Genomic DNA, 11,794 nt, shown 5'->3' on the forward strand with positions numbered 1-11,794 from the left:
CTGACACACGACCGCAATCAACGACGACAATCGCTCAGAAACTTCTTGCAAAACCGGGGGCATCCACACATGGCCCGTAGCTGGAAAAGCGGCCAACATGAGGTTTTCGTGACGAAGTCTCAGTTTGTTGTATGAGCAAGCCTTTGATTATAATTGGCTTTACGCGTATTGGATTTTCTAAGGTATTGATTTGGTTAAATCTGGTTCTCGGGGCGATTTAGATCCATAAGTTCCCATATTGGAATGAGACTAGGCTCAGGACTCATACCCAATAGGTGACGAGAGCGACAAGTGCGATTGCTGACAGAAACCCTTCGGGCGTCTGTCGCAGTGGGTCGCAACCCTCCGCCCATCCTTGAGCCAGCCGAACAGGATCTCAGCATAAATCCCTTTGCCGCTCCACCGCTTCCAGCGGTTGTAGAGGGTCTTATGCGGACCGTATTCTTTCGGCGCATAGCACCGGCGTAACCCATTACAATTGATAAAGGTAACGCCACTCAGGACGCGCTTGTCATCAACGCGAGGCTTTCCGTGGGGTTTAGGAAGAAGGGTTCCAGACGCGACACTCCCTGCTAACCAGAGCCTATTGAGCCTTGTAACTTGGCAACTGCATAAGAGCATTGCGTAACGCATCGCTCCAACCGGTAGAAACGGCTTGGTAATACTCATCATCAGCCTCGATCCGGGGGCTATTGATAACGTCAAAGCTGTCCTTAGCGTAAACCTGAAGATCAAGCGGTAACCCTACGGACAAGTTCGCCTTGATTGTTGAATCGAAGGAGACGATCAGCAGTTTGATGGTATCTTCGAAACTCATGTCGGGGTCGTAGGCTCTTACGAGAATGGGTTTACCGTATTTGGCTTCACCAATCTGAAAGAAAGGGTTGTCATCGGTGATTTCGATAAAGTTGCCTTCGGGATAGATCATGAACAATGTTGGTGCGCCGCCTTTAACTTGGCCGCCCAGAATAACCGATGCTTTGAATTTCGATGATGCTTCCTGCCCATCCGGCCTGCTGTCGCTGATCACCTCTTTCAAAGTGGCCCCGACCAGGCGTGCGATCTGAAACATCGTCGGCAACTCAAGAAGCGTCGGGTTGCGCTCGGCGACGACTTTGGATCGCTCATCAAGAAGACTCACCAAGGCTTGCGTGGTGGCAAGATTGCCTGCAGTCATCAGTGTAATGACCCTTTCGCCCGGAACACTCCATGTGAACATTTTCTTCGTGACGGAGAAGTTGTCGACGCCCGCGTTTGTGCGAGTATCCGACATAAAGACCAAGCCCTTATTCAGGCGAAGTCCAACGCAATAAGTCATTGTCTTGGTCCAGTATGGAATAGAAACAGCGAAGTGATGGCACCGTATCTATTGCTGAATCTGCAGTGACACAATCATCGATTCAGCAGAAGGCCCAAGGCGGACTCCCGTAATGGGCGCTGCCTCGCGTGAATCACGGCCAGTCGCGATCCTGACATAGCGTTCATCCGGCGAAATGCCGTTGGAAACGTCAAATCCAACCCATCCAAGACCATCGATATGCGCTTCGGCCCATGCATGGCTGGCCTCTTGCTCGACCCTGTCGTTCATCATCAGGTAGCCGCTGACATATCGCGCTGGAACACCGGCAGTACGGGCTGCCGAGATGAAGATCTGCGCGTGATCCTGGCACACACCACCCCCCGCTGCGAGGGCCTCTTCTGCACTGGTCCCCGCCTCTGTGTCTGCCTCGCCATAAGGAACAGCCAACAGAACAGCCTTTGACAGCTCGTGTAGATCGCTCAGTATATCGGCATCGCCACGAATACACTTGGCCAGCTTTCGAATGCCCTTTCCTGCAGTCGTGCGAGGTGTGCTTTGGACAAAGTGCCAAAGGGGTGCAGCTCCATACACTTTACCGAATATCCCGTCGGATGAGTGTGTCTCTACTTCGCCGGAGACTTGAACACAGACCTCGGTTGCGCCGGGTTCGGCCTGAACCAACACTGTCTGGTTTTGGTATTGATCCTGAAAAGTCAGCTCTTGCGCCCCACCCGAGATCTCAACATTCCAGTCCAGAACCGTTTGGTTTTGGTTGGTGGCAGGGGTCAACCTAACCTGCTGCAAGCCATATGAGACCGGGACGTCATAAGAGTAACTTGTCGTATGTGTGATTTTCAGCTTCATGGTGCCAGATGCCTATCCAATGAACCTATAGTCTTGCTCGATCTGCTGCCCGATAGCGTTGTTGTCGCGGATAAATGCTGTGATGAATTGATGCAGACCTTCGTCAAAAATAGTGTCAATCGTTTGCTGGCGAAGCTTATCGCGTTGGGCATCAATCATTTCATGACAAGGCAAGCGGATACCATAATCTTTGGCCAGATAATTTAGGTTCTCTTCCAGAATTCGACTGCAAAAGGACAGCGAACGCGGGAAGCGACTGTCAAGAATAAGAAATTCTGCAACCGCCGCCGGCGTCATCTCATCGCTGTTGAGCCATCGAAACGACCGGTGTGCAGAAACCGACCGGAGAATGGTTTCCCATTGCACATTGTCCAGCGCAGAACCGACAAAACTAGCTGTCGGCAGCAGCGTGTAGTATTTTACATCTATGATCCGTGCTGTGTTGTCAGCCCGTTCCAACACCGTACCAATTTGGGTGAAATCATAGATATCATTGCGCAGCATCGTACCTTGCATAGCTCCACGGACCAAGGCGCTGTGGCGGCGGATCTCTCCTAAGACGGCGGGTAGTTCAGTCTCTCTAATGGGCTTCTTCAACGCTTCCTTTAAACCCATCCAGCTTTCGTTGACGGCTTCCCAAACTTCGGTGGTCAAAGCTGTTCGAACCATTCGTGCGTTGGTCCGCGCTTTTTCAATGGCCGAGATTACGCTGGACGGGTTCGTGGTATCTCGCAGCAGAAAATCCACGACGTTCGCGGCCATATAGCCATCGTATTTCGCATCATAGCTGCTGCGAACGCCAGCAGTAGTCACGACGGATTTCCATTCCGAGGCAGGATCTTTTGACCGTGTTAAGGCTATGCGAAACCCTGCCTCCACAAGACGAGCCGTGTTTTCGCTGCGTTCCAAAAACCTAAACATCCAGTAGAGGCCACCAGCGGTTTTTCCAAGCATTTCGCTAGTCCTCCAGAACCCATGTGTCTTTGGTGCCGCCACCCTGGCTCGAATTGACAACCAGCGACCCATCCTTCAAGGCCACGCGCGTCAACCCGCCGGGTGTGATGCTGATGCCTTTGGGAGAAACAAGCACGAAGGGCCGTAAATCAACGTGCCGCGGAGCAAGCCCCTTTTTGGCAAAGATTGGCACTGTCGATAACGAGAGGGTCGGTTGGGCGATGTAATTTGACGGGTTCTTTTGAAGCTTGGCCGCAAAGCTTGTCAGCTCTTTCTTGCTTGCCGCAGGACCAACAAGCATCCCATAACCACCCGATCCATGCACCTCTTTGACGACCAACTCTGCCAGATGCTTGAGAACATAGGCAAGAGAGTCAGCCTCTGAACATCGCCAGGTCTGCACGTTCTTCAGGATTGCTTTTTCGCCGGTGTAGAATTCGACTATCTCAGGCATATACGAATAAAGAGCCTTGTCGTCTGCGATCCCGGTCCCGGGCGCGTTGGCAATCGTGATGTTACCGGCGCGGTAGACATCCATAATACCGGGCACGCCCAACATGGATTCCGGCTTGAAGTTTAGTGGATCGAGGTAGTCGTCATCGACCCTGCGATAGAGCACATCAATGACTTTGTATCCCTCAGTCGTACGCATCGCGATATGACCATCGACCACCCGCAGGTCATGACCCTCAACCAGCTCAACCCCCATCTGATCGGCCAGAAAGGAGTGCTCAAAATATGCGCTGTTATGAATCCCGGGTGTCAGGATCGCCACAGTCGGCTTGCCGGTACAGTTGTCCGGCGCGCACGCGGCGAGCGAGCGCCGCAGGTTTTTTGGATAATCGCTTACCGGCTGAACCTTTATCTGGCTGAACAGCTCGGGGAACATCTGCAGCATCGTTTCCCGATTTTCGAGCATGTAAGACACGCCTGACGGTGTGCGCGCATTGTCTTCCAAAACAAAGAAATCATCTTCGCCAGTTCGGACAATATCGGTCCCAACAATATGGGTGTAGACACTGCCGGGCGGTGTGACGCCAATCATCTGCGGCAGAAACGCTTCGTTACGCGAAATCAGTTCGACGGGGACAACACCTGCCCGCAGGATTTCCTGCCGATGATAGATGTCGTGCAGGAACGCATTGATCGCTTGTACGCGCTGTTCGATCCCCTTGGACAACTTCGTCCATTCCCGGTTCGCAATAATACGCGGGATCAAATCAAACGGGATCAGACGTTCCTGAGCCGCAGCCTGACCGTAAACGTTAAATGTAATTCCCGTTCGTCGAAAGAACGCTTCAGCTTCTTTAGATTTTTTCGAAAGGCGCGTCGGATCTTCGTTCGCAAACCACTTTTGATACTCGGCGTACGGTACTCGCACGTTATCTGAACCCAAAAGCATCTCATCAAAGTACTGTCGTTCTGAAGGCATTCAAGCATGGTAGCGGTTGTGTACCAACTTGCAATACAGCGCGTCGTTTTCTGTGATTCATCCAAGGCGAGACACCTGAATTGACTGATTAATAAGCTCCATACGGCCATAGGATGTCATAAACGACACGTCAGCGGCATCTCGACCGATACCGATGCGAACAATCTCAGATACCTGCGCCATGCCAGTTGGATCAACTAAATGCCACTGACCCCCAAGATAGACTTCGGCCACCGCATGAAAATCCTGAGGCACAACATCCGGAGCGTAGGCACTGACAAACCGTGCCGGAATCCCTATCGCGCGCGCCATACTTATTAGCACATGGGCGTAGTCCCGGCAGACACCCCGGCGCTTGGTAAAGCTGTCTATGGCGTTGGTTGAGGAGTCACTTGCACCATTGTCATAAATGAAATTGCGCTTAATCCATTCAGACATCGCGATGACAACTTCACCGCCCGGCTCAACACCAAACCTCCTTTGCGAAAAGGTGATGAAATCTGATGGATTGCAATATCTTGACGGCATTAGGAATTTTGTCACATCGCCAGGTATCAAAGGAAGCGGAGTGGCATGTAGAGTCCCCAGCTCTAAAGCCTGTCGGTCCACTAGAACGCATGTCTGATACAGGCATTCAAAACTACGCTCGACGTGGATCCACCGTCGTTGTCCAACTTGCTCTTCGCCCTGAACAATACGAGATGCAACTTCCGGCTGGATCGCAAATTCTGTGCCGGTACAATCCTGTTCGGCATCGGTCACAGCCTCAATCTGCAGCAGGAGATCGCAAGGCTGCTCTGCAGAATACAATAAATGTGTTTTTATGGAAATCTGCAAAACCTGCCTCGTTTTCGCGAAACCGCAAGAACATAATTTCCCACCAACAAATCGAGTTGTCGAGTTCGAAGTGTTTGGCTGCTGTGTAGAAGCCCGGTTACGAGAGGTCGGAACCAACCTTAAATTTAGCGCATCATCGGCCCAATCTCGACTTTAGCCGGTAGATACTTACGCCACAGCGCGGCCCGTCATACCGCCAATCGCTGAGTGCGCATAACTGGGGCTACTTGATCCGGGAAAGCAGCAGGAAAACCGGCATGAGCTCGGCAAACATGGTGGTTGTTCGTTTCGTCAGGTTCGGCTCGAGAACAAAGGCAGGGGACTCGGCGTCTATCCAAACCGAAAAGCCTTTGCGCCGCAACGCATCCTCATGGGGATGATCCTTATCAAAACCGGACGGAACACGTTTCAATTCCGGATCGCTGATCCGGAAACCCCGCCCTCGCATCTCAGTGGTGGTCTGGATCAACTCTGCCCCCAGAGGCCCCGCCATCGCATCACGGAAGACGTCCAACGCCCCTTTGTCATAGTGGAAAACCCCGCAGCCGAGGGACAGTTTTTCAGGAGAGAGCGCAAAGAACCACATCGGCGGCTGAACCGCTGGCCCAGCCGACATAAACGCAAGGTGCAGATGCGCGTTATAGGGTGTCTTGTCCTTAGAAAATCGAACATCGCGATAGATCCGAAAGATTTTGCTTCCGTGATTCTGCCCAGTCAGGTCACCTAGGGCCAACGCCATATCGTCGGCGAACTGCTTGCTGGGCGCTTTCAGGTGGGTCTCATAAGTCGCTTTGTTCGCCGCAAACCAATCTTTCGTGTTGTTGGCCTTCAGATCTTGCAGGAAACCAACCGCCTCAGGAGAGAAACAGTCAAATTGGGCCATACTATCCTCCGTTCAGTCTTTTTTCGGTAACGTTGCGGCGTGTTCGAGGCAAAGGTGCAGCCAACGCAACAAAGCTTTGTCATCGCAATCTGGTTCATCCACACGAACAAAACCACCCAGTTTGCGGGTTCCGTGGATCACGGCGCGGGCCGTGTGGTCTTTCAAAGCGTCGCTCTCGTTCACCTTGCCCACCCGAAACATGAACCGTCCTACGCCGTCTTGGTGTCGCCGCGCACCGCAGAGCATGTTGCCGTTCAAAAAGAAGCACAGGCCGCCCATCATCCGCTTTTCGGAAATGCCCACATGCGCGGCCAAAGCCTCTCGCATGCGGGCGTTGAGCGTTTCATCCACGGGCATCAGCTGGTCGTCCAGAGTTGCCAGAGGATCGCCAGCGCAAGCACCAACATGGTTAAGGTCGTGAGCGCCGCCCCGACCGCGCGCCCTTTGCCGTTCACAGAAGCACTGAGGCTGAAATAGTGGATGAGGCGTGCAAGCAGCAGCACTCCACCGCAGGCAGCAACCAGCCAAGGCGCGGTTCCCGCGATCTCTGCCCCCGCAAGGGCCAGCAAGGCAAGTGGGACGTACTCGATGAAGTTCCCATGCGCCCGCATAAGCCGCAGCAAGCTCTCATCCTCGCCATGAAGCAAGGGAATCCCAGTCTTGGTGCGACGCACGCCAACAGCAATGGCCATAGGAATGCTCATCAAAACAAAAACGGCTGTGACTGCCAGTGCGATTTGCGGAAACTGTTCCATCTGATCTTTCCTTTCCAGATCACACTCAGGACGCCATGCTTTCATAGGTGATCAGCGCGAACCGCGCGCCCTGCGGGTCCATCAGCGTGGTCATGCGACCGACCCCCGGCATATCCATCGCGGACTGAACGACCCTAGCGCCCTTGGCCTCAGCTTTAGCGACGCTGGCATCCACGTCCGCCACGGTGAAAAAGATCGTCCAGCTTCCGTTATCCTCTGGCATTGGGGAAAAGCCACCAATGGCAGTTTCGCCCACGACAGCGGCAGAATAGCTTGACCCGTCCTGCATTGGCATGTCGTTGATGGTCCAGCCAAGCACCTCCTGATAGAACGCTTTGGCTTTGGCCTGATCGGGGCCAGAATGCCCGATCCATCCAGAGTTTCCGACAGTGGTCATCTCAAGAATACTCATGTGTATCTCCCTTGGTTACGCCCGCCACATACGAGTCTGATCCAAGGACGCGCGAAGCGAAGCGATCCCTACACGTTGCGCAAATTTTTGTGGCTGATCGCGATTTTTTCCGTGATCGCAACACGTTCGAGGGCAGTTGGGCCGAGTGTCATCACGGTTTCAAAGGCAGTAATCGCTGACCGGTGATCCCCTGTTTCTTGCAAAAGCCCACCCCGCATTGCGTGAAACCAGCGATAGCTGGACAAATCCTGTGCCAATGGCTCCATCGCCTTTAACGCATGATGCGCGCCGTACAGCTTGGCCTGAGCGGCAATCTGGTTAAGTCGGACTACAGGCGTCGGTTGCAATGCATAGAGGGCAGCGTAGTGGCTTTCGATCGACGCCCAGTCCGTGTCCCCAACCGAAGCCGCTTGGGCATGTGTCGCAGCGATTGCGGCCTGGACGATATAGACACCGTGATGACCAGTCCGCTTGGCCTTCTGCAAAAGGCCTGTTGCCTCGGCGATGTCCGCACGGTTCCAAAGGCCGCGATCCTGATCGTCCAACGCGACGAGCTTTCCGCCCCTGTCAATGCGCGCATGTCGCCGGGCGTGTTGAAACAGCAAAAGCGCCAGCAAGGCGGCCTGTTCTCCCATTGCCGGAAACAGTGCCGCAAGCAGACGGGCCAGTCGGATTGCTTCCTCGCACAAAGTAAGCTTGATTTGCTTAGGACCGGCCGAGGTCGACCACCCCTCACTGAACATCAGGTAGACCATCAAGGAAACTTCGCCCAACCGTGCGCCTCTTTCCGCCGGGCTTGGCGTTTCAAAGGCGACCGGGCTTAACGATATTTTCTTTTTCGCCCGTGTGATCCGCTGCTCCATGGTTTTCGGCTTGACCAGAAATCCGCGGGCAATCTCTTCCATGCTCAACCCCAGGACCACCCGCAGCGCAATAGCAATCTGGTCCCGTCGGTCGAGTTCCGGATGGCAGCATATGAACAGCAGCCGCAAAACGTCATCGCGCATCTCGTCCGGATCCGGCGTTTCGGCGGGCATCGGCTGAAACTCCTCGATGTGGCGTGACAAGATTGCCGCACGGCGCTGTGATTTGCGGACATGATCAAGACCCGAGTTGCGCGCGGTCGTCAGCAGCCACGCCAACGGATCCCGAGGTGCCCCGTCTTTAGGCCAGACCGTCAGCGCTTTGAGGCAAGCGTCGGCAAACGCCTCTTCGGCCATGTCGATATCCCGAAACAACCGGGTCAGGGCCGCGAGGGCACGCGGGCGGAGCAGGGCGAATGTGGCCTCAAGCCAGTCAGACATGACCTATTCCGACGAGATCGCGCCGCCAGCCCAGGCAACCGGTCGCACCTCAAGCCGTGCGACTGGGGATGAGATCATCTTGGCGTAGTCTAGTGCTTCATCAAGATCTTTGAAATCGGCGGCATAAAACCCAAGGAAATTCTCCTTCGTCTCGGCGAATGGGCCATCGGTGATCAGTGGCGCCGCGCCTTCAGATGGGGCTGGTTGGACCATCACGGCAGAGGTTGGAGGCATCAATTTCATCGACACGAACTCCCCCCGGTCTGCCAACGCCGATTGCAACGCGCCATGTCCCGACATCACTTCATCCTGGCGATCTTTGGGCAGCGCTTCGAACACGCCCGGTTCCCCATAGATTGTAATTGTGTAAATCATTTTCGCCTCCGTGCATTATTCACATGGTGCAAGGACGCGCGAAGACATGCAAATCCGACAACCGCCCCAATCCAGGCACTAACCAAATGCCTCGTGCTGAATAGCAACCTCCCCAAAGCAGGCCTTGCTAGCAACGCGCAACACTCAGGTGCGCCGCAGACCACAACACGGACAAGACCGACATCCTCAGTTCCGTTTTTGTATGTCTGGTTCACTAACGCGCCAAAAATGCGTTCTTCATCACTGTCGACAATTGAACAGTGGCCTCGGCCCTCTCTACGTTGTCGCTTCGCATCGCTTGCATCATGGCGCCTTCGACCAGACCGTGCGCCATTGCGGCCATCATGGCGACATCTCCCTTCACGAATGTCCCTTCAGATATGCCCTCGGCATAGAAAGATCGGATCTGGTTTTGGATGCGGTCACCGGGCAGCGCGCCATCGCTATAAACCATATCCGTCGTCATTGTTAGCAGCCGCAAGAGTGACCTGTGTTGTTCAGCGACTACAAACAGCCCCTCGCAGATTGAACCTAGGCGCTCAGAATGAGCACCGCCTTGATTCCAATCCTGTTTCATGCGGTCGACGAACAGTGCTTCGATCTCTTCCAGCATTGCCCGAAGCATCGCGAGCTTGTTGTCATAGAAGCGGTAGACAGTCCCAACCGCGATCCCTGACATTTTGGCGACCTGCGCTATGGACACGTTCTCGTAGCCCTTCTCTGTAAACAACTGCAGCGCCGCATCGTGAAGAGCCGCTCGTTTTGCTTCGGGGTCGCGGGTGCGTTTTGACGGGCTCGTGTGATCTGAATTTTTCATAAATGAATTGTATTCATTAGCGTTGACGAGGCAAGAGGGAACGCTATACGAGCATTAATGAATATAATTCATTAACGTATCAACGAAGGAAAAGACCCATGAAACAAGCGATCTACAAAACACATGGTAAGGCTGATGCCGTTGTTGATCTCGTCGAGTTGGCACGCCCAGTCCTCGAGGCCGGGCAGACGCGGGCAAAGATCCTGCGCGCGCCATTCAACCCATCCGACATTGCACAGGTCGAGGGTGTCTATGGTTTCCGGCCCCCTCTCCCAGCCGCCGCTGGATGGAAGGCATCGGCGAGGTCATCGAAGTAAATGGGGAAGGTCCTGAAGTCGGAGCCCTTGTTCTTCTTGCAGAACCTCCCGGCTCCTGGTCGACAGAAAAAGTCATGAACACCGCGGCCGTTGTTCCTGTTCCGCCCGCCGATACCGACCAGCTTTCGATGTTGAGTGTGAACCCGGCAACCGCATACCTCTTGATGACAAAATATATCGCGCTGAACGAAGGCGACTGGCTGATCCAATCCGCAGGCAACTCTGCCGTGGCGGGGCTTGTTGCAAGTCTCGTAAAAGCGCGCGGTGTGAAAGTCGCAGCGCTGGTGCGGCGTGACAGCGCAGTGGCAGATGCGCAGGATGCAGGTGCGGACGCTGTATTCGTCGATGGTCCAGACCTTGCAGAGCGCGTCGCTGCTGAGCTGGAAGTGGCCCCAAGACTCGCTTTGGACGCTGTGGGCGGCAGCTCGCTTGGTCGCCTCGCCTCGACGCTCCAAGCGGATGGCACAGCTGTCATGTACGGCAACATGTCTGGCGAAGACGCCCAGCTTCCAGACTCAGCCGTAATCTTTAACGACGTCATCGTGCGCGGTTTCTGGTTGGTCCATTGGTTCAAGACGGCGACCGCCGAAGAACAGGCGCAGGTCTATGGCGAACTGACTGCGATGATCCTGCAAGGAACTCTTAAGGCATCAGTGGATCGCATCTTCCCGCTTGAAGAGATCAACACGGCCCTCGCATACACCATGAAGGGCGGCCGCTCGGGCAAAGTCTTGATTGCGCCAAACGGCCTCTAAGCCAAGGCAAAGGGGATGCTGACAATGACACTTACACTGTTGCACAGCGCTGGTACCCGTTCCGTCCGCCCGCTTTGGCGTCTAAAGGAAATGGGTTTGCCTTACCAACTCAGGACACTGGGATATGACAGCACCTATTTTGCGTCAGATGCGTTCCGAAAGATCAACCCAATGGGCAAAGTCCCGGCGCTCTATGATGCTGGGACTGTAATCGCAGCGTCGACCGCTATTGTGCAGTCTCGCTGCACTGGTTTGGCGACTCAGACCTTTCGGTTGCCCCCCGACAAGAGGCCGAATATGGCGCATATCTGCAATGGCTCCATATCGCTGAAGGCCTTTGGATGTCCGATACTGATCGAGGTGGTCAACATGATCCGCAAAGGTCAATTCGCGCCCGGACCCTCTCTGTTTGAGCAGTTCGCCCCATTGGCGGGATAATCGGCCCATCAGCGCCGACTATGCTGCTCTCAATGAAGTTTGCGACACAACTCAAACCCTTTCGTCGCCGAAGTGGCATCCCGATCAGCGCCATCATCGTGAGGCACGCCTGTCGCGGCATCGCTAAAACTCTGCTGCCGCCCGCGCTTGCCGATCTGCGCGGGCGTCCAGATCATTTCGGGGTCAAACCAGATCGTTAACGATCCCCGACGTTTCAGCGCCGCGTTATAGTTCGACCAGTTCGAGGTCTTGTACTTCGTAGGGGTCCAATTGCTCATGTCTTCCAGCTATCACACTGGATTCACGAGATGAATCCCCAACGATTTGTGCAACAAAGCCCCTGGCGTGAAA

General features: G+C 54.5%; 15 protein-coding genes and 2 pseudogenes. 3 read left to right on the top strand and 14 right to left on the bottom strand.

Translation table 11 applies throughout. From position 1 onward, the window contains the following. Window positions 1-363 precede the first annotated feature (363 nt). The 13 genes and pseudogenes from Q1B13_RS18850 to Q1B13_RS18910 form a co-directional block, all read right to left on the bottom strand. Window positions 364-543, bottom strand: a pseudogene (locus tag Q1B13_RS18850) (transposase); the annotation flags it as partial. A gap of 40 nt (window positions 544-583) precedes the next feature. Continuing rightward, complete coding sequence (locus Q1B13_RS18855) at window positions 584-1,318, bottom strand: peptidase (RefSeq protein ID WP_298934699.1); 735 nt, start codon at window positions 1,316-1,318, stop codon at window positions 584-586. Between the two features lie 48 nt (window positions 1,319-1,366). Beyond that, window positions 1,367-2,164 (bottom strand): transglutaminase family protein, encoded by a 798-nt coding sequence (locus tag Q1B13_RS18860; protein ID WP_299082996.1) that lies wholly within the window; start codon window positions 2,162-2,164, stop codon window positions 1,367-1,369. A gap of 12 nt (window positions 2,165-2,176) precedes the next feature. Further along, a complete protein-coding gene (locus Q1B13_RS18865; RefSeq protein ID WP_298934696.1) occupies window positions 2,177-3,118 on the bottom strand; it encodes an alpha-E domain-containing protein in 942 nt (313 codons plus the stop codon). Window positions 3,119-3,122: 4 nt separating this feature from the next. Continuing rightward, window positions 3,123-4,550, bottom strand: a complete 1,428-nt coding sequence (locus tag Q1B13_RS18870; RefSeq protein WP_299082998.1) for a circularly permuted type 2 ATP-grasp protein — start codon at window positions 4,548-4,550, stop codon at window positions 3,123-3,125. 57 nt (window positions 4,551-4,607) lie between these two features. After that, complete coding sequence (locus Q1B13_RS18875) at window positions 4,608-5,387, bottom strand: transglutaminase family protein (RefSeq protein ID WP_299083000.1); 780 nt, start codon at window positions 5,385-5,387, stop codon at window positions 4,608-4,610. Window positions 5,388-5,610: 223 nt separating this feature from the next. Further along, window positions 5,611-6,270 (bottom strand): DUF2461 domain-containing protein, encoded by a 660-nt coding sequence (locus tag Q1B13_RS18880; RefSeq protein WP_299083002.1) that lies wholly within the window; start codon window positions 6,268-6,270, stop codon window positions 5,611-5,613. A gap of 12 nt (window positions 6,271-6,282) precedes the next feature. Next, window positions 6,283-6,627 (bottom strand): TfoX/Sxy family protein, encoded by a 345-nt coding sequence (locus Q1B13_RS18885; RefSeq protein WP_299083004.1) that lies wholly within the window; start codon window positions 6,625-6,627, stop codon window positions 6,283-6,285. After that, the gene (locus tag Q1B13_RS18890) at window positions 6,627-7,025 is read right to left on the bottom strand and encodes an MAPEG family protein (protein WP_299083007.1); all 399 of its coding nucleotides are present in this window, start codon (window positions 7,023-7,025) and stop codon (window positions 6,627-6,629) included. The genes Q1B13_RS18885 and Q1B13_RS18890 overlap by 1 nt, the downstream gene beginning before the upstream one ends. A 25-nt stretch (window positions 7,026-7,050) precedes the next feature. Further along, a complete protein-coding gene (locus tag Q1B13_RS18895; RefSeq protein WP_298934691.1) occupies window positions 7,051-7,437 on the bottom strand; it encodes a VOC family protein in 387 nt (128 codons plus the stop codon). A 68-nt stretch (window positions 7,438-7,505) separates the two neighbouring features. Next, entirely contained in the window at window positions 7,506-8,741 is a 1,236-nt protein-coding gene (locus Q1B13_RS18900) for a sigma-70 family RNA polymerase sigma factor (RefSeq protein ID WP_299083009.1), read from the bottom strand. Window positions 8,742-8,744: 3 nt separating this feature from the next. Continuing rightward, complete coding sequence (locus Q1B13_RS18905) at window positions 8,745-9,116, bottom strand: YciI family protein (protein ID WP_299083010.1); 372 nt, start codon at window positions 9,114-9,116, stop codon at window positions 8,745-8,747. Window positions 9,117-9,330: 214 nt separating this feature from the next. Beyond that, complete coding sequence (locus Q1B13_RS18910) at window positions 9,331-9,933, bottom strand: TetR/AcrR family transcriptional regulator (RefSeq protein WP_299083011.1); 603 nt, start codon at window positions 9,931-9,933, stop codon at window positions 9,331-9,333. A gap of 98 nt (window positions 9,934-10,031) precedes the next feature. Between Q1B13_RS18910 and Q1B13_RS18915 the strand changes: the two genes are divergently transcribed. From Q1B13_RS18915 to Q1B13_RS18925, 3 genes are all read left to right on the top strand, one after another. Further along, on the top strand, window positions 10,032-10,250 hold the full coding sequence (locus Q1B13_RS18915; RefSeq protein WP_299083012.1) for a hypothetical protein: 219 nt from the start codon (window positions 10,032-10,034) through the stop codon (window positions 10,248-10,250). A gap of 74 nt (window positions 10,251-10,324) precedes the next feature. After that, window positions 10,325-11,005, top strand: a complete 681-nt coding sequence (locus Q1B13_RS18920; protein WP_299083013.1) for a zinc-binding dehydrogenase — start codon at window positions 10,325-10,327, stop codon at window positions 11,003-11,005. Window positions 11,006-11,029: 24 nt separating this feature from the next. Beyond that, complete coding sequence (locus tag Q1B13_RS18925; RefSeq protein WP_299083015.1) at window positions 11,030-11,443, top strand: glutathione S-transferase N-terminal domain-containing protein; 414 nt, start codon at window positions 11,030-11,032, stop codon at window positions 11,441-11,443. Between the two features lie 64 nt (window positions 11,444-11,507). Here the strand turns inward: Q1B13_RS18925 and Q1B13_RS18930 are convergent. Beyond that, a pseudogene (locus tag Q1B13_RS18930) lies at window positions 11,508-11,721 on the bottom strand (transposase); the annotation flags it as partial. Window positions 11,722-11,794: the final 73 nt, after the last annotated feature.

It is taken from the genome of uncultured Ruegeria sp., assembly GCF_947489545.1.
Taxonomy (GTDB): Bacteria; Pseudomonadota; Alphaproteobacteria; order Rhodobacterales; family Rhodobacteraceae; genus Ruegeria.